The sequence below is a fragment of the Photobacterium halotolerans DSM 18316 genome, from assembly GCF_000425165.1.
GTDB classification, from domain to species: Bacteria; Pseudomonadota; Gammaproteobacteria; order Enterobacterales; family Vibrionaceae; genus Photobacterium; species Photobacterium halotolerans.
This window is the reverse complement of the sequence record NZ_AULG01000015.1, coordinates 95,532-116,421: the sequence shown is the minus strand read 5'-3', so window position 1 is coordinate 116,421 and position 20,890 is coordinate 95,532. Positions and strand designations below refer to the sequence as shown.

The 20,890-nt window shown below is 48.6% G+C and carries 20 protein-coding genes; 12 read left to right on the top strand and 8 right to left on the bottom strand.

The genetic code is table 11. The features are described 5' to 3' along the window. Positions 1 to 88: 88 nt before the first annotated feature. The 4 genes from H511_RS0103690 (at position 89) to H511_RS0103675 (ending at position 2,662) form a co-directional block, all read left to right on the top strand. A complete protein-coding gene (locus tag H511_RS0103690; protein ID WP_027251093.1) occupies positions 89 to 1,000 on the top strand; it encodes a polyprenyl-phosphate transporter in 912 nt (303 codons plus the stop codon). 154 nt (positions 1,001 to 1,154) lie between these two features. Then, positions 1,155 to 1,583, top strand: coding sequence for a hypothetical protein (locus H511_RS0103685; protein WP_051287805.1), 429 nt, complete (start codon positions 1,155 to 1,157; stop codon positions 1,581 to 1,583). Beyond that, positions 1,580 to 2,173, top strand: a complete 594-nt coding sequence (locus tag H511_RS0103680) for an SCO family protein (RefSeq protein WP_027251091.1) — start codon at positions 1,580 to 1,582, stop codon at positions 2,171 to 2,173. The genes H511_RS0103685 and H511_RS0103680 overlap by 4 nt, the downstream gene beginning before the upstream one ends. Before the next feature lie 225 nt (positions 2,174 to 2,398). Next, the gene (locus H511_RS0103675; protein WP_027251090.1) at positions 2,399 to 2,662 is read left to right on the top strand and encodes an Lpp/OprI family alanine-zipper lipoprotein; all 264 of its coding nucleotides are present in this window, start codon (positions 2,399 to 2,401) and stop codon (positions 2,660 to 2,662) included. Positions 2,663 to 2,786: 124 nt separating this feature from the next. Here the strand turns inward: H511_RS0103675 and H511_RS0103670 are convergent, their stop codons facing one another. Both H511_RS0103670 and H511_RS0103665 read right to left on the bottom strand, forming a co-directional pair. Beyond that, positions 2,787 to 3,728 carry a L,D-transpeptidase family protein gene (locus H511_RS0103670; protein ID WP_155804793.1) on the bottom strand — a complete coding sequence of 314 codons (942 nt, stop codon included), beginning with the start codon at positions 3,726 to 3,728 and terminating at the stop codon, positions 2,787 to 2,789. Positions 3,729 to 4,021: 293 nt separating this feature from the next. Beyond that, the gene (locus H511_RS0103665) at positions 4,022 to 5,146 is read right to left on the bottom strand and encodes a fatty acid desaturase (RefSeq protein ID WP_027251088.1); all 1,125 of its coding nucleotides are present in this window, start codon (positions 5,144 to 5,146) and stop codon (positions 4,022 to 4,024) included. A 255-nt stretch (positions 5,147 to 5,401) separates the two neighbouring features. Here H511_RS0103665 and H511_RS0103660 point away from each other — a divergent pair, with 255 nt between their 5' ends. From H511_RS0103660 to H511_RS0103645, 4 genes are all read left to right on the top strand, one after another. Then, on the top strand, positions 5,402 to 6,085 hold the full coding sequence (locus H511_RS0103660; RefSeq protein ID WP_051287803.1) for a cupin domain-containing protein: 684 nt from the start codon (positions 5,402 to 5,404) through the stop codon (positions 6,083 to 6,085). A gap of 132 nt (positions 6,086 to 6,217) precedes the next feature. Further along, complete coding sequence (gene msrP, locus H511_RS0103655; RefSeq protein ID WP_027251086.1) at positions 6,218 to 7,228, top strand: protein-methionine-sulfoxide reductase catalytic subunit MsrP; 1,011 nt, start codon at positions 6,218 to 6,220, stop codon at positions 7,226 to 7,228. Further along, entirely contained in the window at positions 7,228 to 7,887 is a 660-nt protein-coding gene (gene msrQ, locus H511_RS0103650) for a protein-methionine-sulfoxide reductase heme-binding subunit MsrQ (protein WP_036758631.1), read from the top strand. The genes msrP and msrQ overlap by 1 nt, the downstream gene beginning before the upstream one ends. 338 nt (positions 7,888 to 8,225) lie before the next feature. Then, positions 8,226 to 8,873, top strand: coding sequence for a hypothetical protein (locus H511_RS0103645; protein WP_027251084.1), 648 nt, complete (start codon positions 8,226 to 8,228; stop codon positions 8,871 to 8,873). A gap of 92 nt (positions 8,874 to 8,965) precedes the next feature. Here H511_RS0103645 and H511_RS0103640 read toward each other — a convergent pair whose 3' ends face one another. Both H511_RS0103640 and H511_RS0103635 read right to left on the bottom strand, forming a co-directional pair. Further along, positions 8,966 to 9,805, bottom strand: coding sequence for an isopenicillin N synthase family dioxygenase (locus tag H511_RS0103640; protein ID WP_027251083.1), 840 nt, complete (start codon positions 9,803 to 9,805; stop codon positions 8,966 to 8,968). A 227-nt stretch (positions 9,806 to 10,032) separates the two neighbouring features. Continuing rightward, positions 10,033 to 10,335: a hypothetical protein gene (locus tag H511_RS0103635; RefSeq protein ID WP_027251082.1), complete on the bottom strand. Its 303-nt coding sequence runs from the start codon at positions 10,333 to 10,335 to the stop codon at positions 10,033 to 10,035. Positions 10,336 to 10,758: 423 nt separating this feature from the next. Between H511_RS0103635 and H511_RS0103630 the strand changes: the two genes are divergently transcribed. From H511_RS0103630 to ltaE, 3 genes are all read left to right on the top strand, one after another. After that, positions 10,759 to 11,031 carry a hypothetical protein gene (locus tag H511_RS0103630; protein ID WP_027251081.1) on the top strand — a complete coding sequence of 91 codons (273 nt, stop codon included), beginning with the start codon at positions 10,759 to 10,761 and terminating at the stop codon, positions 11,029 to 11,031. A 134-nt stretch (positions 11,032 to 11,165) separates the two neighbouring features. After that, positions 11,166 to 12,122 carry an Imm49 family immunity protein gene (locus H511_RS0103625; RefSeq protein ID WP_027251080.1) on the top strand — a complete coding sequence of 319 codons (957 nt, stop codon included), beginning with the start codon at positions 11,166 to 11,168 and terminating at the stop codon, positions 12,120 to 12,122. Positions 12,123 to 12,266: 144 nt separating this feature from the next. Further along, a complete protein-coding gene (gene ltaE / locus H511_RS0103620; protein WP_027251079.1) occupies positions 12,267 to 13,307 on the top strand; it encodes a low-specificity L-threonine aldolase in 1,041 nt (346 codons plus the stop codon). 163 nt (positions 13,308 to 13,470) lie between these two features. On the opposite strand, the gene nhaD is transcribed toward ltaE, so the two are convergent. Then, positions 13,471 to 14,913 (bottom strand): sodium:proton antiporter NhaD, encoded by a 1,443-nt coding sequence (nhaD, locus tag H511_RS0103615; RefSeq protein ID WP_027251078.1) that lies wholly within the window; start codon positions 14,911 to 14,913, stop codon positions 13,471 to 13,473. Positions 14,914 to 15,096: 183 nt separating this feature from the next. Next, positions 15,097 to 16,410 (bottom strand): endonuclease, encoded by a 1,314-nt coding sequence (locus H511_RS0103610; protein ID WP_027251077.1) that lies wholly within the window; start codon positions 16,408 to 16,410, stop codon positions 15,097 to 15,099. 516 nt (positions 16,411 to 16,926) lie between these two features. Between H511_RS0103610 and H511_RS22460 the strand changes: the two genes are divergently transcribed. Beyond that, positions 16,927 to 18,066: a D-alanyl-D-alanine carboxypeptidase family protein gene (locus H511_RS22460; protein WP_237582911.1), complete on the top strand. Its 1,140-nt coding sequence runs from the start codon at positions 16,927 to 16,929 to the stop codon at positions 18,064 to 18,066. A 20-nt stretch (positions 18,067 to 18,086) separates the two neighbouring features. Here H511_RS22460 and sgrR read toward each other — a convergent pair whose 3' ends face one another. Both sgrR and H511_RS0103595 read right to left on the bottom strand, forming a co-directional pair. Then, complete coding sequence (sgrR, locus tag H511_RS0103600; protein WP_027251076.1) at positions 18,087 to 19,784, bottom strand: HTH-type transcriptional regulator SgrR; 1,698 nt, start codon at positions 19,782 to 19,784, stop codon at positions 18,087 to 18,089. A gap of 275 nt (positions 19,785 to 20,059) precedes the next feature. Beyond that, positions 20,060 to 20,734 carry a hypothetical protein gene (locus H511_RS0103595; protein WP_027251075.1) on the bottom strand — a complete coding sequence of 225 codons (675 nt, stop codon included), beginning with the start codon at positions 20,732 to 20,734 and terminating at the stop codon, positions 20,060 to 20,062. Positions 20,735 to 20,890 lie beyond the last annotated feature (156 nt).

The following is a 20,890-nucleotide window of genomic DNA, read 5'->3' as shown; positions in this document are numbered from 1 at the left end:
TCCGGCTGAACTCAACAAAGTGCTCATACCGTTTTGACACCAAGTCGGTATAATGCCTTCACTTTCATAACAACTATACCTGAATCAAATGAGCAACGTTTTTACATTTCTTAAAGGATTGGCTATGGGTGCGGCAGACGTCGTTCCCGGTGTTTCCGGCGGTACAATCGCTTTTATAACCGGTATTTACGATACGCTGCTGGAAAGCATCAGACGTATCAACCCCAGCCTGATCACGCTGTGGCGCAATCAGGGAATCCGCGCAGTTCTCACCCACATCAATGCGGGTTTTCTGATTGTGCTTCTCACCGGCATTCTCACCAGCATTCTCACCCTGGCTCGTGTGATCACCTGGATGCTGCATACACACCCGATCCCGCTGTGGTCCTTTTTCTTTGGCCTGATCCTGATTTCTGCTGTTCATATGTTTAAACAAGTTCAGCACTGGAGAGCATCTCGGATAGTGAGCATTATTGCCGGTGCAGTGTTTGCTTATGGCATCACTGTTTTACACCCTGTTGATATGGCCCCAACCAGTATCAACATAGTACTAGCCGGTTCTATTGCTATTTGTGCGATGATTCTGCCGGGCATCTCCGGCAGCTTTATTTTATTACTGCTGGGTATGTATGGCCCTATCCTCGCGGCAGCAAAATCGCTGCAACTGGGTACACTGGGACTATTTGCGACGGGTTGTGTTATCGGCCTGCTGTGCTTTTCTCATATACTGTCGTGGCTGCTTCGTCATTACCGCGATCTCACGCTGACCTTCCTGACAGGCCTGATGCTCGGCACACTGAATAAAGTCTGGCCCTGGAAAGAAACCATCAGCTGGCGCACCAATTCCAGCGGTGAACAAGTGCCCCTGCTGGAGCACAATCTGTCCCCCTTCAGTTTTGAACAGGTAACCGGCCAGCCAGCGCTTCTTGCTTATGCCGTGATTGCCATGCTTGCCGGTATCGTGCTTGTGTGGGGACTGGAAAAATTTGCTGCGGACTAACCGCTGAGTGAATGCTGAGGCTGCCATCCGGCAGCCTTTCTTTGCAGCAGCTGCGAGCACGACATAAAGCGTGATATTCTATCGCAGTGGATTGATAACAAGTGACTTACGCGAGAAACCGATGTCCCATAAGCTTTTCTCAACACATTGGTTAATGCCAGTAAAGATCATCCTGGCGTTCAGTTTGGGCTTAGCCGCTTTTGAGTGGCTGCCGGCATTCATAAACTCTGAGACCGTCTATGACAGCTCACAGGCCTGTGAGTTAAGTCAGGCAAGCTGCCTCCAGAATAATGCCAGCATCAGGCTGAGCGACAATATTGTCCACCCGTTGCAACCCACCACAATGACCATTCGCTGGTCTGAACTGCCGAAAGAGACAAATAGCCTCCTTCTTACTCTGGAAGGTCAGGAAATGATGATGGGACAATATCAGCTACAATTAACCCGGCAACCGGATGACAGCTTTTCTGGTGAACTCATGCTGCCTTTCTGTACACAGGATGCGATGACCTGGCAAGGCAAGATCACCTCAGATTCCGGCTCCCTTACACCTCTTTACGTTTCCTTAAGGATGACACAGTGAAATTTCAATGGATAATTCTGGCCGTAGCCTTGGTTGCTGGCCTCGCCACCCGTTACCTTGTTGACAGTCATGACGCCAGTGTCGCAGAAGCCCAGCAATCGAGCGGTCAGCTCGAGAGTGGTAAAGAGTCCGTCGACTTGTTCAATACCAATGATAACCGTCTGCGTGTTGTCTACTTTGGTTTCACCCACTGCCCGGATGTCTGCCCGACATCACTGGCTATTTTGGGTGCCGCTTTGAAAGCGATCTCCCAGGATGAGTTAAATAAGGTTTGGCCTGTATTTATTACTTTGGATCCAGAAAGGGATACACCTGAAAAAAGTGCTCAATACGCGCAATATTTCCATAAAGATATTACAGGCATGACGGGGACGATGGAACAAACCCAATTACTGGCGAAAAAGTATGGCGTCCTCTATATGAAAACCAAGCAGGAAGATTCTGCACTAGAATATTCTGTCGATCACAGCTCGTATTTTTATCTGTTAAAACCCGACGGCACCTTGTTAGAAAAAGTGCCTCACACCTTAAACCCCAATATTCTGGTAGACGCTATTGACAGGAATGAACGTCTCTTGATTGAGAAATAATCAAGAAGATTTGACATATCATTCACATAGCGTGCATTGACTCAAACAGCGAAAGGCCGCATTCTTGCTGTCGTTCACGGGCTTTTTCTCGTCTTTGAGAGAATTTTTTTTGGGAAAAAAGCTTCTTGGATGAGCAATTTGAATAACATATGCCATACTAATTCTGCCGACTGATAAATTTTTACACTCGGTCTGTAGTGGCAAAACAAAGGAGAAGAAAGAAAAATGAACCGTTCATTATCTATCCTTACTGGTATCATTCTGAGTGCAACTTTGATTGGCTGTTCCAGCTCAGATGAAGTAGATCAGATGCAACAACTAACCAATAAAGTAGACATGCTTTCTGACCAAGTGGGTGCACTGCAAAGTCAGCAAGATCAGATGGCCGGCGCCGTTAACGACGCTCGTGCTTCTGCAGATGCTGCTTACCAGGAAGCAATGCGTGCTAACCAGCGTATTGACAACATGGCTAGTTCGTATCGTAAGTAACAAAAACGACAAAAAAGTGGGGCTTTTCAGCTCCACTTTTTTTTGTCTGAAATTTGGTATTTACCCGCTTATACAAGTTTGCACGTACAAGCTGGCAGCAATCAACATTCCTATGCCCGCATAATCAGTCAATCGCGACAGGTACACCGTCCTGAGACTGCAGAGCCTGAGACAAGCGTGAAATCGCCTGGTTATCACTTTCAACAGCATTAACAAGGGCATTACTTGGTTTCACGACTTTAGCATGCCCCGCTTCAGACTCAGACTTTGACAAAGGCTGATGCACTTCAACATACAGACTGCCATCCGGTTCGCGGGTTTCTTTCAACGGCTGATTGATCACCCGGACTTTAGTGCCTTTTGGAACCTGCGGGAACAACCACTCAATATCCCATGGGTTCATACGGATACAACCCGAGCTGACACGCATACCAATACCGAAGTCTTTGTTGGTACCATGTATCAGGTATTCACCACGGCTGTGAGCAAGCCGCATGGCGTACTCACCTAATGGATTATCCGGACCGGCGGGAATCACGGCCGGCAGTTCAATGCCCCGTTCTTCGCGGTATTCTTTGCGAATGTTCGCCGTTGGTGTCCAGGTAGGACCGACAATTTTCTGGCTGATTGACGTTGTCATCACAGGTGTTTCCCGGCCAATCCGGCCGATGCCGATAGGGAATACATAGACAGAGTCTTTATCTGGCGGAAAATAGTACAAACGCAATTCAGCAAGGTTGATCACAATGCCTTCATGCTCAACATCAGGCAAAATCAGCTGGGTCGGTATGGTCAGCATTGTACCCGGTTCAGGCAGAAAAGGATCAACCCCTTTATTCGCTTCCATCACGGCTAAAAAGCCCACGTCAAAGTGGTTAGCGATATCAGCGATACTCTCTTTTTCATTCTCGGGAACCTGATAATACTCCACAGCGCCGACAAGCTTACTGCCGTCAGAAGGGAGTTGGTATTCAATAGCATTCGCACCCATTGAAGCCAGGCCAATCAGAGTACAAAGTAATGAGCGATACACGAAAGCCTCCAGATCGATAAAGTCTGTTGACATAAGCAACTGAGAGTCAGTTGATATTCCACCCAAAAAATTTGGCAACAGAACCTTAATTATTATGGCAAAGTTTGATCTTTACTCAGCAAGTGACTGTGATTTTCTTATATATGACACAAAATGTAGCCTTGATCACTTTCTGAGTTTGACCGTCAGTGTACCCAGCTCCTGCAAATACCAAGTCAGATTTACGTCAATAAAGTGGCGGTGAGTTGTTAGCTGTGGGATTTGTGTAGAATTATGCGTACAAAAAAAGCGGGCATTGCCCGCTTTTTCGTTCACCCGATCCAGACTCAGGCATATTGTGCTGTCAGCAGTTTCCAGTCACGACGCTGTTGTTCCAGCCGGGCCTTTATTTCCTGATATTGCTTCACAATATCCAGATTGTCGTACTGTTCACGCAGAGCCTGTCTTTTTACCTCAAGTAATTGTTTTCGGGTTGCATAGTACTCTGAAATTTTCTGTATCAGCACGTCATACTCGGCTTCCACTTTTTGCAGTACAGCCCGGCTATCCGGCCCGGTGCTCAGGCGGGACTGAATACGTTTAAGCATCATAGTTGCCTTCGCCTTTTCAATTTTATCTTCCGGGCAAGTACGCAGGTTGCTGGCAAGACCTAACCAGGACAGGCTTCTTATCAACCACTTAGTCGGATCAAACTGCCACCAGCGAATTCCGTTCCGGTAGTCATTTTCAAAGATGTGATGGTAGTTATGATACCCCTCACCAAAAGTCAGGAAAGCCAGAAAGCCATTGTCCCGCGCCGTATTTTTATCCGTATAAGGTTGTGACCCCCAGATATGAGCCAGAGAGTTGATAAAGAAGGTGGTGTGATGACTGAGCACCAGACGAACAACCCCGACCAGCAGCAACGCTCCCCAGATATCGCCGTGTAATAGGCCAAACAGCAGCGGTATACCCACATTCGTCGCCACAGCCAGCGGTACGTAATACTTGTGCTGCCACATGACGATCTTATCTTTTTGTAAGTCGCGGCAGTTTGAGTAGTCCGTGTAGCGATGCGCCTGATATTCACGCAGCATCCAACCGATATGGCTGTAGAAAAAGCCACGTTTGGCGGAATACGGATCGACATCGTTATTATCCACATGGCGATGGTGAATCCGGTGATCCGATGACCAGTGCAGAATACTGTTTTGCAGCGCGAATGCGCCGCCAATCGCATAGATAAAACGCACGGCAGCACTTGCTTCATACGCTTTATGCGACCAGAGGCGGTGATAACCTGCTGTAATAGACAGCCCGCAGTAACTGAAAGCAGCCAGCAGCATCAGCCCCTGCTGCCAGTCAAACCCGACAAAATAAGCATAAAGGGGTGCACCAATCGCAGCAATGGAAAAGGTAACGGTAAAGATAATCAAATTTAGCCAGATGATTGGCGGCTTTGGATGTGACATGTCATTCTCTGTCTTTCGGCGTACAAGTGTTCGCTAGAATAGCAAGCATCCAGCTCAGGTCAATCGTAAAAGTCTGAGATTTACTGTTTTACATCACAGCTTGACATTTTGAATGCAGAAATATGCGTCCAAAAAAGATGACAGCAGTCCTCAGCCTTCCCGATACGAAAACGCTTGGCAGACTTTCCGGTTACAGTGAATTAACTACACTTTAGGAAGCTGCTTTAAATAAAGCTCAAACATGGAGACGAAACCATGAGGTCCTGCTCCGAGGCTCCCTTTGAGCCGATTAACATGAACCGTGATGAACGTGTGGTGATCAATACCCAGGCACAACACTGGATGGCATCCCCGGCAACAGGCGTGTGGCGTATTCCACTGGAACGGGAAGCGAAAGAGTCAGGTGAAGTCACCAGCCTTGTCCGTTATGAACCCAACACGCACTTTTCAACGCATTACCATCCAAACGGTGAAGAAATCTTTGTCGTCAGCGGTATCTTTCAGGACGAGTTTGGTCACTACCCGGCAGGCACCTATATCCGAAACCCGGCCAAAACCCGGCATGCGCCTGCCAGCGACAGCGGCTGTACCTTGTATGTCAAACTGAACATGTTTCCGGAAGGCGATAGGGAACCGCTCAGGATTGATACCCATAACGCCAGATGGCAGCCCGGCCATTACCCCGGTCAGTCCGTGCTTCCGCTGCATGGCTATGGCTCAGATCGCACTGTCATCATGCAATGGCCCGCGGGGTCAACGCTACCGCCGCAAAGTTACGACGGCGGCCTGGAAGTCTATATCCTTGCTGGCAGCTTTTATGATGAATGGGGAGAATATGGCGAAGGCTTCTGGCTGCGTACGCCGCCGGGCAGCTCTCATCAGCCTGCAACCCGGGATGGCTGCCTGCTGTTAGTGAAAACAGGCCACATCACTCAATAACAATCCGGCGGTCATCATAAACAACGGCAACCTGGCTTTCAGCCTTTTAATACCCGTGCAGATGAAATTTTTCTGATTGATTCAGGTCTCTTGTAACACATCAGTAAATTTATACCGCACAAAGGGATGCACATGCGTATTAAATCAACCCCGCCCTGGCAACTGAAGGAAAGTGATGTCACACCGGAGTCGGTTTATCACCAACGCCGCGACATTCTCAAAAAGCTGGGGATCACCCTGGCAACCCTGCCCTTAGCCACGCAAGCCCAGGCCAATATCTTTGATATTTTTGGTGATGACGAAAAAATACCGGATCGCCGACGGGCGCTCAACGCCCCCGCCTCCACACGTTTTCACCCGGAACTGTCTTTGACACCTGAAGACAAGATTCTGAAATATAATAATTTTTATGAGTTCGGTACCGACAAGTCTGATCCTGCACGCCGGGCAGCCAATTTTGTGACCGATCCATGGAAAGTGGATGTCAGCGGCATGGTTGCCCGCCCTTTCACGCTCGATTATGACGACATATTTAAACGCTTCCCGATTGAAGAGCGCATCTATCGGCTGCGTTGTGTCGAAGCCTGGTCGATGAACGTGCCTTGGATCGGCTTCCCGCTGGCGTCACTGCTGAGATATGCACAGCCAACCAGTAACGCCAAATTCGTCGCTTTCGAAACACTGTACGACCCGAAACAAATGCCGGGACAGGCATCTCGCCGCCTGGGTGGCGGGATAGATTATCCGTACGTTGAAGGCCTGCGAATGGACGAAGCGATGCACCCATTGACCCTGATTGCTGTCGGCTTATACGGAAAAACGCTGGCACCGCAGAACGGTGCACCGCTGCGCTTGGTGGTGCCATGGAAATACGGCTTCAAAAGCATCAAGTCTATCGTCAAAATAACACTGACGGATAAGCAACCGCCCACAACCTGGAACCTGCTCGCTTCTAATGAGTACGGTTTCTACGCCAACGTGAATCCACAAGTCGATCACCCTAGATGGAGCCAGGCAAGCGAACGCTTTATTGGTGAGGGCAACCTGTTCAGCAGTCGTCGTCAGCCGACGCTGCTATTCAACGGTTATGGCTCTGAAGTCGCGGGACTTTATAAAGGAATGGATTTGGGGAAATTCTTTTAATGCAGAAACTGGCGCGCACCTTGCAAAGTATCCGGCTTAAGCCCGCTCACATAACTGTGTTAAAAACGCTGATTCATCTGGTGTCGTTAGGCTTTCTGGCGATGCTGACTTTTCAGCTTCTGAACGGCCGGCTCGGTGCGGATCCCGTTCAGGGCCTAAGTCACTTTACAGGTAAAGCGGCACTCAACACCCTCTTTATCACCCTGCTGGTCTCCCCGGTTGCAAAGCTGCTCAAGCAAGGCGCCTTAGTGAAAGTACGTCGGGTGCTCGGACTTTACAGTTTTTTCTGGGCAGCCCTGCATCTTTTGGTCTATGTACTGCTGGATCTGAATCTCGACTGGTCCTTGCTGGCCAGTGAAATAACCGAGCGTCCCTATCTGACTATAGGTGCAGTATGCTGGTTAATTCTCTTTGCCCTTGCCATTACTTCCACTCAGGGGATGCAGAGAAAATTAGGTAAACGCTGGCAACAGCTGCACTACTGGGTGTATCTGGTAGCTGTGCTGGCACCGGTTCATTACTACTGGTCAGTGAAATCCGGTATTGTGGAACCGGCACTCTATATTGTCGGGGCTGTGATGCTATTGAGTTTCCGGCGAAAAACTTTCAAGCGGTGGCTACCTAAATTTCCACAGCACACCCCTTCTGAAGAAAGATAACGCGCCTTTCTCTGGGCCGTTGCACATTTCCTCACAACGTCGATCTGGCCGCTGGCTGGCAGCCAGATCTGAGGTCTTGCTTAAGTATTTAGTCACTGCACGCTTGTCTGTTTCGGCGTAGTGAGCACCACAGAACATTTGGCTCGCTTCCATCACTCTTCCTGCTTCAGGCCGTTCCATGCCGAAAAACGGATATAATTTCAAACTAAACGCATAACTTTGATACAGGTTCAGATTATTCAGGCACATAACCCTTTTCTGCTATGCGCTCTGGCAATATCATAGAGCGGTATACCCATTATCTATGTCGAGTCCGATCACGTGAGGTTAAGCTGTTTTTGATCAGTGAGTTAGTTGCCGTCAGTATCGAACAGTTTCAGGCTGACTGTTTACAGCTGTGTACCCAACATTACCCTACGGTGCATAACCGAGGCATGCGCGATCGTCATTTAGGCAGGCTGATGTGTCGGCGTATTCTGGCAACGCTGGAAAAAGAGGGCATGACAGCCACGCTTGAACAAGTGGAATGCGATGATGTGATCATGCCTCCAGTCTTTCGGATACGGACCCACGAAACAACTCTGTGGGTTATCGCGCACCGCCTTCAAAGCGCTAATCTGGCGCGGCGCTCAACGCTTTTCCAGGCTATCGGCCTGACGCTGGAGCAACTGACGCCAACCGGGGATCATCACTTACTGTTACTGTCCGACCATTGGTTTGACCGAAGCAAAGCCAGTAAACAACTTCCGTCCTGGTGGCTTGGTCAGATGCCGGATAATATGCAGGGCTACCTGCAGGACGGCATCAAGTTGCTACCCAGTGAATTGTCTTTAACAGGACAACTGCAGACTCAGTTCGAACTCACCCAGGGTATTACTCAACTCCACCACCCGCTCAAACGACTGCACACGAATACCACCTTGCATCGCTACGCAGTGATGACAGCCTACTACCCCAATATCCATGCCCCAACATGCAGGCAATGAATGCTGGCTGATCAAAGAATCCATTCAGCCTTGATGTGCCAGACAAAAACGCCAGCTCACTGAGCTGGCGTTGTTTGATTGGGATGAATGAATTAAATCAGGCCCAGCTCTTTCAGGCGCTCCATCAGATAGCTGTCGGCAGTATGGCGCTCTGATAAGACAACGTCAGGTTTCGGGTGCAGGAAAAGTGGCAGAGAAATACGCGATTTCGTTTTATCTGCACCTTCAGGATTGATCACACGGTGAGTCGTTGACGGGAAATAACCGCCAGACGCTTCCTGAAGCATGTCACCAATGTTAATGATCAGGTTACCGAATTCACACGGCACATCCAGCCACTCGCCTGTTTTCGCTTTGACCTGCAGACCAGGCTCGTTGGCAGCAGGCAGCACAGTCAGCAAATTAATGTCTTCATGGGCACCGGCACGGATAGCACCCAGCTCTTCTTCACCTTTCAGAGGCGGGTAATGCAGAACACGGAGCAAGGTTTTGTCGCTGTTCTCAATCATGCTGGATAGCGACTGCGAATACAGTGCAGATACCTCTGCAGGTGAGTGCTTTTCCACCCAGGACAGCAAAGTCGCCGCCAGCGCATTGGCCTGGGCATAATAGTTCTGCAATTCGTCTTTCAGCGAGTCAGGGCACAGGCCCCATGGGTAATAGTGAAAGAATTCTTTGATATCTTTCTGATCATGGCCTTTTGCGGTTTCAGAGATCTCTGGTGGAAAGAAACCATCTTGCGTATCAGCGTTGAAACGAAAAGCGTATTTATCTTCAGAGTCGAAAAACGCTTGCCAGTTATGATAAATGGCGCTGACCAGCTCTTGCTGTAAGGGATGATTTTTCAGGACACCAAAACCTGTTTCGCGCAGTGATTCAACGAAACGCTCTTGTGCATCGTCAGCAGTAAAGTCAATGGCTTCTAATTTCATTCTGTTCTTCTTTTACGGTAGGGCGTAGATTTATGCGTTAATCGCATCTTGTGACAAGGATTTTAGACCTTCAATACCGCCTGAACAACCCACAAGCCCGGGCCTGACAGAAACAGAGTGTTGATTGAAAGAAACGATTGCCCAACCGATTGCGTGTTACGAACGCCAGATACGAAAAACCCTGCCGAAGCAGGGCTTGTTTCGCAGAATTCGATGCTGATAATTCGTCATAGATCACGCATTAGCAACTCAAACTCATCCTCAGCAAGTTCGATCAGTTTAGCGAGCTCCCGGGCATCATCACTCGCCATATCCACTTGCCAGCGTACACATTCACCACCGACATGATCTCGACAAACTAACTCAGTTTTTTTGCCATTTGACAGAAACGAAAGTTCTTCAAACTCAGCCAAAAACTTATCGTGTTCTTCCATGATTTCAACTTCAAGAAAACCAGTAGGTATAACCTTCACATCCAAATGGTATCCTTTACCGCCTGGTAACAGGTACTGCCGGTGTTCAGCTAACATCCTCCTTTCCTCCACTCAGTTGACTCGCAATTAAAAGTGTAGTCAAAGATTCTGTTACGCGAGTAAATTCTTCCCAAATCAGAGCTACCCTAAGCTTATGAAAAATAATACTTTTTTCTTATGCAGCCAGAAAAGATCGATCGGTATCAATCACGATAATCGGCTGAATCTGCCACGCGTTTTAAGTCATCGTCTGCTCACTCAATACTTTGTTATCAGGCATCAGTTACTTATTCAAAATCATTATCAGCGGTACATCCGCCATCTTGTTGCTGTACACGTTTCGATGATCAACTGTCACCGTTTCTTCATATGAGTGAAGCCTGCCTTTCATAAAACAGCTGTCTCAATGTTTGGACAAATCGGTAAAGATAACCTGCCTGGCAGTATCATGTTTAGCTGCAGAGCGAATGGAAATGATGTTTGGACAGTTTCAAAAGACAGATAACCAACAAGAGGCTGGATGGGCAAGCGGTTGACGATTGTAACATCGACTGTTTTTCGCAATTGCGTCAGCAAGCAAAACAGAAAAACGGTAAACTGACAGCCCCTGATCACCGCGCCAAACAGCGTAGTTACTCAGAGGCGTTAGGTGAAATGGCTGGTGAAGCAATCCAGGTTCAAAATGGGGCTAAACAACTGATGTCTCACTACCCTGGATCCAACGACAAACGCGGGCAATTTGACCAGATCTGACCCGGTTTCTCTTATTCAGTATTTGTTTTTATCACATGACACCTTATTAGAATCGAGTGATGCAAGAACCAAACTAAACCCAGACGGCTCGCTGAAAGCCAATGGCAGTACTGTGGATTATAAGGAAGACGCTTTTGAATAAGATCAATACTCTCAGCCATCACATTCTGGATGAAGAAATTGATGATGGAAAAATTATCAACCGTTTAAATGCCTGGCTTGACCCTTTAATTGCTAGGGATATGCCTTCAGAAGCGCTGGAAGGTATAGCACAAGAAGGGCATCAAAATATCCTTGGTATTAGACAAATAAAGCTACTTGATATTCTTGGTAGTCTTGTCGTGAAACAGGCAACAAAAGATCAGATCGAATGGTTTTTAAAATCATTCAGGGATCATGGTCTGGCCTATTACCGTTTGGTATTTAATCAGGGAGAGTTTGTCCCCTTCAGTATCAACCAGTATGAATATGAAGGCGTGGGTAAACCAACCGACTTCCGCCTGAACCTGGATGACTGGGTGCTGGTGTTTGCCTGCTGCCTGATATTGCAGGACTATTCAGGTGCCTATGAGTTGTGTGAGCTGAATGAAGCACACATTGATCTGGATGCAAGGCAAAACGGCCCTTCAAATCGGGCATTTGATAAAGCCATGCTTAACCTGCTGAAAGGCATTCTGTACCCCGATGCAGACATGAACGCTTTACTGGTGGATGCGGCCGAGAAAATATTCAAGCCTGAATGCGTCGGCCATGAGGAGCGACAAGAAGCGGTCAATTACAAATTTTTACCGCTGATCCCGCTGATTCATGCCATGTACAGCCCGAACCGGGAAACGGCTTATCCCGAAAAGCTTCAGGCAGCTCTGGAAGATCACAAAACCTATTTCGGAAGCGAGGATAAAGCATACGATGCAGGCTATTGGTTTGCGATGACGATCACCGGTCTGGCAGCGCTGGCCTATCACCGCTGGGGCCTTGAGCCTCAGATTGAGACGCTGTACATGCCGGAATGGATTGTGAAAGAACCCAATATTGATTCGAAACGAAAAACCTATCAGGACGTTTTTGGTGATCAATATGATGACGATTAAGTCTCTTATATTTTAAACATCAGAATCCGGGGTCTCCCGGATTCTTTTTTTGGCAGCAAACAACTCCCCTTACTTCGGTCCCATGCTATAGTCATTTCTCTGGAAAAATCGCTTTCTGAGCGCACAATTAATGGAAGAAAATAAATGACCGAGAGCCTTTCCAACCCATCCGAACAATACCTTGATTTTCGTTCCGATACTGTCACCCGTCCTTCAGCAGCTATGCGTCAGGCAATGGCCCATGCTGCCGTTGGTGATGATGTTTACGGGGATGATCCGACAGTCAATGAGCTGGAACTCTGGGCTGCAGAGCGACATGGTTTTGAAGCCGCCCTTTTTTGCAGCTCCGGCACGCAGGCCAACTTACTGGGACTGATGGCTCACTGCGAACGCGGGGATGAATATCTGTGCGGGCAGCAGGCGCACAACTACAAGTTTGAAGGCGGCGGCGCGGCGGTGCTGGGCTCAATTCAGCCGCAACCGATTGAGAACCTGCCAGACGGAACACTGCCTTTTGATAAGCTGGCTGCGGCGATCAAGCCGGACGACAGCCACTTCGCACGTACCAGGCTGCTCAGTCTGGAAAATACGATTAACGGCAAGGTGCTTCCGCTGTCCTATCTGGCTGAAGCCAGAGCTTTTGTGGATCAACACGGCCTCTCGCTGCACCTGGATGGTGCCCGGGTTTACAACGCTGTGGCAGCGCTGGATGTTGATATCACCGAAATAGTCAAATACTTCGATTCGTTCACGATTTGCCTGTCGAAAGGGCTGGGCGCACCTGTGGGTTCGCTGTTGCTTGGCAATAAAGAATTCATCAAAAAAGCCAGACGCTGGCGCAAAGTGCTGGGTGGCGGCATGCGCCAGGCAGGTATTCTGGCCGCAGCGGGTAAGATCGCACTTCAGGAAAATGCGGCCCGCCTGAAAGAAGACCATGACAATGCCCGTTATTTAGCAGAGAAGTTAAACAGTGTGCCGGGATTCAGCACTAAGCCTGAATTGGTAGCAACCAATATTCTGTTCGCTAAAGTGGACGATGGCATTAATCAGACGCAATTGCTTTCAACACTGAAAGAAAAAGGGATTCTCCTGAGTCAGGGTAATCCGATGCGTTTGGTTACCCATTTAGATGTCAGTCGTGATGATATTGATCGCTTGATTGCAGAGCTGAAATCCGCATTGTAAACCTCTGCCTGCCACCGCATTGTTGTTGGTGGCAGGCAAAGTAACTTTAATCAAGTGGCCGCCAATCAGGTCGTCGCCATGTCGGTTATTGACCTGTCACCGACGTATTATCGGAATCGAGATTTTCACCCTAGTGCCCTATCGCTCTAAGTACCCTGTTAGCCTAACCAAACTCAGCCGTATTGAGTATCAGATGTACCACAATACTTAATGCGTACCCCAGTGCGATGACCGGTGTCCACTTGAGATGACCAAAGAAGGTGTACTTACCGTGAGCTGCGCCCATCAGGGCAACACCGGCGGCAGAACCAATCGACAACAAACTGCCGCCAACGCCCGCCGTTAAAGTGACTAACAACCAGTTGCCAATCGACATATCCGGGTTCATGGTCAGCACAGCAAACATAACCGGAATATTATCAATCACAGCGGAAAGAACACCAACGAAAATGTTGGCCCACATAGGATCCCATTGTGTATACATCAGGTGCGAAGCCACACTCAGATACCCCAGCAGGCTCAGGCCTCCGACACACATCACTACCCCATAGAAAAACAGCAGGGTATCCCACTCCGCCATCGATATTCGTCTGAATACATCAAAGGGCACCACAGAGCCAAGACGTTCCAGCGCTGCACTGTCATTATTGGCCATGGCTATTGCTCGTTTTTTCTCCAGTGAACGCGGCAAGGTTTTTTGCAGAAAGAAACCAAACAAAGAGAGATAAGCCAGCCCCATCATCATCCCCATGACCGGCGGGAAGTGCAGATAAGCATGGAAAGCCACCGCCGTCAGTATCGTCAGCAAGAACAGAATCACGATACGCCGTGCCCCTCGTTTTAGTTCCACGTACTCGCTGATGGTGTCAGGTTTGGTGCGCGGCACAAAGAAAGACATGATTAACGCCGGCACGATGTAATTCACCAGCGCAGGGATAAATAACTCAAAAAACTGGGTGAACCGAACCAGACCGGCCTGCCAGACCATCAGCGTGGTGATATCACCAAACGGGCTGAACGCACCGCCCGCATTGGCAGCCACGACGATATTGATACAGGCAAGATTGATAAAACGGGTGTTCTCCCCGCCCACTTTCATCACCACGGCACACATCAGTAACGCCGTGGTCAGGTTGTCGGCAACCGGAGAGATAAAAAATGCCAGAAACCCTGTCAGCCAGAACAGCGTTCTGAAGTTAAACCCTTTACTGACCATCCAGCCTTGTAGGGCATCAAACAGTCGTCGCTCTTCCATGGCGCTGATGTACGTCATTGCCACCAGCAAGAACAACATCAGCTCGGCGTATTCGAGTAAATTATTCTCAAGCGCAATATGTGCTGTCTCAATCGCGCCCTGCTCTTTATAAGCAAAACCAATCATGATCCAGATGATACCTGCCGCCAGCAACATAGGTTTTGACTTGCGAAGCTGCAGATATTCTTCCGCCATCACCAACCCATATGCCACCACAAATATCAGAATGGCGATATAGCCGATAGTCGTCCGGGTCAGATCCAAGCCCGTACTGTCGGTACTGGCACTGGCTAAAAAGGGGCATCCGAGCAAGATCAGAAAAAGGACAAAGTAAGACACATTTTTACGCATTCTCTACTCCATGAGACAACACACTCAACAAACAATACACTGTTGCATTTTTTATATTGTGGTTCAGAACAGCAATAATGCGATGAAATTACTCAAAAATTTGTGGTGCTTCACTCTTCGCAGAGATAACCGTTTAATGAGAAAAAAGAAAGGGACCCAAACGGGCCCCTGACTGAGAGGCGTTTACTGCCCCCATATTTCTGTCACAAATTCCGGATAATCGACAAACGGGTTGCGGTTGCCCTGGAAACTGTAAGCGTCTTCGTTGCGGTCTAACTCTTTCTGGCTGACCGGATCGTCCTGATGCCATTGCAGTAACATCGCCAGGAACCACTCCTCAAACACCTGATCACTGCTTCCGTTCAACACTGCGTCGCCGTATGTGTTATTCGATTCCCAGCCGGAAATCACGTTTTGATAGCGGGTGGCCATATAAAAATAAGCCCGGGCAATGTCACCTTTAAAAGCATCTACAGGCTCAAACACAGTCCCCGAATAACTCAGGCCGGATGCAGCCGAGCCCAGCTTTGAACCATTATCAGAAGTGTAAGTCGCACTGCCAACTTCGCCGTAAGGGTAACTGCTCCGTCTGCCATTCACATAACCATCGGTCGGGAACACATGGTGCACATCGGTATTCATCGGTGCAACGGCCCCGCCGAACCAGCTTCGAGGAAAAGAATGCTCGCGGTTGTAACAGTCGCCTTCACCACTATAGGAGCCGCACTGATCGTTACCTGGCGTAAAGGTATAACTATCAGTTCCCGACGGATTCTCCGAATAGATGTCCAGAATGGAACCGTCATTTTCATAGCTGTCATCCCGTTCATATGTGCTGTAAAACGTCCACAGATCGCTATAGCTCTGAGCACTGTGATCCTTGATGATATTGTACAGTGCTGTTTTCAGTGTATATCCGGTCAATCCTTCAGCCGTCTGATAGTAACTCGACAGATCACTCAGCCCGCCTCCTGAGCCTGTTCCTCCTGAACTGCCGCCCTCGCTGCCGGTGGGTTCAAAGCGATCCACATAAACTACTTCTGAGCCATCAAAACCCGGCTGGTCATAGAAACGTAACCCTACCTCAATACTGGTGGTACTCGCGGCTGTATAGCTATAACTAAGCTGCTGCCACTGGCCGGTAGTTGCAGGTGTGGAATATTCCAGATAACCATCAACATACAAACGTGCGGCCACCCCTCCTTCAGTGTGATATACCCAGACACTGAATTCGTAAGTTTCCCCATCAGTCACACCGACTGTCTGACGAAAATCCGTTGAACTTTGCGTTCCAGTATTGACAGTTATTGCCGCAGCACTGCTTCCTGAGTAAACCTGACTGCTGGTTACATCTACACTGATCCCTGAATCTATAGTGGTCCAATGATCCGGACTCCCATTACTCCAGCTTTCAAAGTCGCCGTTACTGACCTGAGCGACTGCCGCGCCCTGCACTCCGAATGTTAAAAGTCCCAGCAGTGTTAATGCTCGCTTCATGTGTATCCCTGTGATTTTTGTTAACGAGGTGTTAAGAACATAAAGTTGCACACAAATCTCGATTGATGAACAAAATTATGAATGGGCTATCACTTTTTTGATAACTACATCAAATTAACAACATAATATGAAACAAACATGAAGAGGTTCATTGACAGCGTCATTAGCTAAACAGCACAGGCCGACGGTAAAAAATATCCTCACGAACAGAGTTTTTACTAAGCTGGAAGTAGTACCAATCAGAATCTGTGTATCGTCAGATTTTTCATGAAGAGTAACAGTCAGTGATAAAGCGAAAATTAACCTAACTCGTGACAATAAATATAAAAAATCCGTCTCGATCACGGGTTGTCGGACCGGAAAATAACAAACCTGTATTTTGGTTGGTATCACTCGGCGTCATCTGAATAGGGGCACTGGACTATGATAAAAACACTGTTTAGACCCGCGTTGTTATGCTTTACAACCGGCCTGTATCTTTCTTTGCTTCCTCCCGCATTGGCAGAAGAGCCGCTGATGCCAAGCCCTCCGGAGATCGCTGCTGACGCGTGGGTGCTGATGAGCTACCAATCGGGGCAAGTGATCGCCGGCAGTAATGAGCACAAAGCGCATGCCCCCGCCAGCCTGGTCAAAATTATGACAAGTTATGTGGTCGGAACCGAGCTGAAGGCCGGTCATATTCACAATGACGACAAAGTGGTGATCAGTGAAAATGCCTGGAGTCAAAAATTTCCGGGCTCTTCAGTCATGTTTATCAAAGTGGGCGATACTGTCTCCGTCGACGATCTTAATCACGGTGTGATCGTGTCTTCCGGCAACGATGCCACAGTGGCACTTGCCGAGCATGTTGCCGGACATACTTCAGCATTTATCGAAATGATGAACCGCCAGGCAGAAAAATTGGGGATGAATAATACCTATTTTACCAATCCACATGGTTTGGATAATGATCAGCAAGCGACAACCGCTTATGACATGGCGCTGCTGACGCGGGCATTTATTCATGACCTGCCTGAAATGTACGAAATGTTTAAAATCAAATCATTCACGTTCAACAACATCAAACAGGGCAACCGTAACCCGCTCCTCTGGGACACCAGCCTCAATGCCGATGGTGTGAAAACCGGATACACCAAAGAATCAGGTTACAGCCTGGTCTCTTCAGCAGCACAAGATGATTTCAGGCTGATAGCCGTGGTACTGGGGACAGAAAACGTGAATACCCGCCGCAACGAAAGCAAAAAATTACTGACCTGGGGCTTTCGTTTCTATCAGGATCTCAAACCCGATTTTGACAGTAAGACACTGAAAAAAGCCAAAGTCTGGTATGGCTCTCCATCAAACGTTCAGGTTGAAGTGGGTGACAGCGGCGTTCTTACCGTACCACGCCGCCAGCGGAAAAGCCTGGAACACAAAGTTTTTTATAACGCAAACCTGGAAGCTCCTGTCACCAAAGGCCAGCAGGTGGGCAAAGTCGAGTGGTATCTCGACAAACATTTACTGACAGTTCAGCCAATTCTTGCCGCGGAAACTTCAGAAAAAGCACCCTGGTACAAATCCATGATAGATACCGTCTGGCGGCCGATTGGACGCTGGTTCAGTGATCAGGACTGGGATCCGAGAGCAGAGAAAGCTGTTGTCGAAACCACCCAATAGACGGTTTAACGCTGCCGGGTCTATTCCAGGCCCGGTTTGAGCCAGACGGATTTGAAATCAAACCATCCCATGGAATTGGGTTCCATACCTTGTACCGGACCGGCGCTGTACACCCCTAACCAGGCATGAAATAAAGGAATCACCTGGCCTGATTTAACCAGACTCGCGCCTATGTCATGGCTGGGACACGCTCGGCCATGCTCTGAACGCCATGCTTTAACGCGCTGATTCAGCGAATCAAATTCACTGTCAGGCATTGCCCGTGAAATATGGTCGAAGCTGTAAAGCCAGGCCAGAAAAGCATCATCCCTGTGGTTACTCAGGCTCATACCATTGAGCCAGATGTCGATTTTATCCGCGTGCTTACCCATCAGCACATCTGTGTTGCTCAGCTCCATCACTTTGAGTCTCAGTCCGTCTTCGGCAAGAACGCTTTCTATCGCCCGGGCCAGTTCATGGTAAACCGGATGATGCTGAGGAAACGCTAACGTCACCATGCGTTTAGCTGGAACAGCGGCTTTTACCGGTAGCGGGTTAAGATCGGTCCAGCCGGGTAACAACCCAAAAGCATTGATCAAACGGATATCGCCTGTCTCTGCCGGATTCATCCTCGACAGCAATTGCATTGGCCCAAACCGGCTCTGAAAATAAGCCAGCCACTCAGGATCGCTGGCAAGACCATTGACCCTGTTCAGCAGCAGATAGCTGCAACCTTCATCCAGGGTCAGTTGATCGTTCACGTCTTTAATCTGCTCAACAACCCTATCCGTGCCGGGTTGCAGATAGCAGGCGGTGACACCGGTTAAAATCCAGATCTCGACCACATCTATCAGAGCCCGGAATCCAAAATAGTGATCGAACGCTTCCAGCGTCAAACGCTGCCTGTCATTTTGCGTGACTTTATAAGGCCCGGTGCCCACCGGAAACAAATCCGCTTCCTTTTCACTGTCCAGCTCGGCAGGCTGAATCACCGCCATGATGTTAGCCAGTAAATCAGGCAAGCGATAATCATCATGGCTAAGACGAATATCAATGGTATTAGGAAAGGGTGAAGAAATATGACTGAGATGGCAGAACAACTTATGCTCTTTAAGGCGCTCAAGACTCTTCACGACATCCTGGCTGTCCAGCAGACTGCCATCGTGGAAGCGAACAGCAGGACGAAGATAGAACCGCCAGTGGCGGGCAGAAAAAGCCTCCCAGTGATGAGCCAGATCGCCTTCGGTTTCCTCTTTTTCCTCATTAATCCGTGTCAGTCCGTTAAAAATCTGTCGCACAAGATGCTGCTCGGAACGCCGGAGCGGACGAAGCGGATTGAGGTTGGTAAACGCGCGGTAATAGGGAACGCGAACAATCTGACGTCCTTTTTGGGTGGACAGTCCAAGCTGTTCCTGTATGAGCTGTGCCAGCTTATTGGCATCATGCCCCAGCGCTTCCAGAGCGGGTTCCAGCTTGCCATCGGCGACCAGCTTACGGGCATGATTGTACTGCAGCTCAGCATCCGTACTATGAAAGACTAACCGTGACTGTTTGCCGCGACCGATAGCCGGTTCCCAGTCGATCCATCCCTTCTCGACCATCTTGTTGATGACCATACGCACATTGCGGCGCGTGCAAAACAGCACATCAGAAATGTCTTGCAAGTTTGTATCGCTGTCCTGACCGGAAAAATGGCTATAAAGACGCTGGAATTGCGTTTTCAGACGCTGACCACTCATAGAAAAGGGGAACCTTTTAAATTGGGATTTTCAATTTTTTGTTTCCCTATTTTAGTCTACATTGCTGTTACATGAAACCGCCGCATTCAGCTTCTGCCCGTTATTCTTATACAGAATGAAGCACTTAGCTGGCTGGTTTCATTCTATGGCAACCGGATAAAGAAGACCTCCCCCAGTCTTCGGTGCCTGAGTGTTTATCCGGTTGCCTTTTCCCTGCCAGATCAAAAAAGCGCCTTTCGGCGCTTGATGTACACGGCATTCGGTTGACCCGTTTTTCAGGACACGTCTGATGATTTGGTTTGTGATGCTTTAGTTTGTGACATCTGCTGGGATTGCAATTCTTTCAGTTGCTTTTTCAGCGCATCATTCTCATTTTGCAGCGTTTTCTGTCCGGCCAGCAATTCTGTTTGCTCTTTTTTAGCCAGCTTGTTGGCTTCAGCCAGTTCCGCTTTTACCGCCCGGAGTTCTTCATTCAGCGATGCCACTTTCGCCGTGCTGGCATCAAGATCGGTTTTCACTTTACGCTGATTGCGCTGTGCCGTTTGCTTGGCTTTCTGTGCTTTTTCACACTCAGACGTCATAAGCGCTAACGCTTGTTCCAACTCTTCCAGTTGCTGAGAATTGTCTGCAGCGGCGCTTTCCTGACCCGTCATCGCCAGCCAACCCGACAGCATATTCTCACTGGCTAACTGCATCATATCAAACGGAAACACCAGTCCTTGCTCTTTGGTTTGCTGCACTTTCTCATTCAATACCTTGTCTGCCTGTTCAATCTGCTTGAGGGTATTGTCATAGCCGTCGTGTGTTGCCCGGGTAAACTGCTTCGCCGCAATGGCTTCCCATGCACGGTGAACCTGCATCCAGGTTTCAACGTGAGAAAAGTACAGGCTAGGGTCAAACACCGGTGAAGACCATTGTTGTTGCAAAGCCTTTTGTAAACCATTTTCCATCAGTCATTCTCCTAAAGTTGGCTTCAATTTAGCAATTGTCCTTGTGATTCCCTTTCGGGATATGCCCTAAACAACATGGCACACTGTGCGCACAATGCCAGATGCGCATAGTTTACCCACCCAAAATGACAGCATAAAGAACAAAAAACAAGCAGC

Excerpts from the sequence above, each read along its gene's own strand:
- H511_RS0103690 (WP_027251093.1), top strand. The coding sequence starts at position 89 with ATGAGCAACGTTTTTACATTTCTTAAAGGATTGGCTATGGGTGCGGCA.
- H511_RS0103685 (WP_051287805.1), top strand. The coding sequence starts at position 1,155 with ATGCCAGTAAAGATCATCCTGGCGTTCAGTTTGGGCTTAGCCGCTTTT.
- H511_RS0103675 (WP_027251090.1), top strand. The coding sequence starts at position 2,399 with ATGAACCGTTCATTATCTATCCTTACTGGTATCATTCTGAGTGCAACT.
- H511_RS0103670 (WP_155804793.1), bottom strand. The coding sequence starts at position 3,728 with ATGTCAACAGACTTTATCGATCTGGAGGCTTTCGTGTATCGCTCATTA.
- H511_RS0103665 (WP_027251088.1), bottom strand. The coding sequence starts at position 5,146 with ATGTCACATCCAAAGCCGCCAATCATCTGGCTAAATTTGATTATCTTT.
- H511_RS0103660 (WP_051287803.1), top strand. The coding sequence starts at position 5,402 with ATGAGGTCCTGCTCCGAGGCTCCCTTTGAGCCGATTAACATGAACCGT.
- msrP (WP_027251086.1), top strand. The coding sequence starts at position 6,218 with ATGCGTATTAAATCAACCCCGCCCTGGCAACTGAAGGAAAGTGATGTC.
- msrQ (WP_036758631.1), top strand. The coding sequence starts at position 7,228 with ATGCAGAAACTGGCGCGCACCTTGCAAAGTATCCGGCTTAAGCCCGCT.
- H511_RS0103640 (WP_027251083.1), bottom strand. The coding sequence starts at position 9,805 with ATGAAATTAGAAGCCATTGACTTTACTGCTGACGATGCACAAGAGCGT.
- H511_RS0103635 (WP_027251082.1), bottom strand. The coding sequence starts at position 10,335 with ATGTTAGCTGAACACCGGCAGTACCTGTTACCAGGCGGTAAAGGATAC.
- ltaE (WP_027251079.1), top strand. The coding sequence starts at position 12,267 with ATGACCGAGAGCCTTTCCAACCCATCCGAACAATACCTTGATTTTCGT.
- nhaD (WP_027251078.1), bottom strand. The coding sequence starts at position 14,913 with ATGCGTAAAAATGTGTCTTACTTTGTCCTTTTTCTGATCTTGCTCGGA.
- H511_RS0103610 (WP_027251077.1), bottom strand. The coding sequence starts at position 16,410 with ATGAAGCGAGCATTAACACTGCTGGGACTTTTAACATTCGGAGTGCAG.
- H511_RS22460 (WP_237582911.1), top strand. The coding sequence starts at position 16,927 with ATGCCAAGCCCTCCGGAGATCGCTGCTGACGCGTGGGTGCTGATGAGC.
- sgrR (WP_027251076.1), bottom strand. The coding sequence starts at position 19,784 with ATGAGTGGTCAGCGTCTGAAAACGCAATTCCAGCGTCTTTATAGCCAT.
- H511_RS0103595 (WP_027251075.1), bottom strand. The coding sequence starts at position 20,734 with ATGGAAAATGGTTTACAAAAGGCTTTGCAACAACAATGGTCTTCACCG.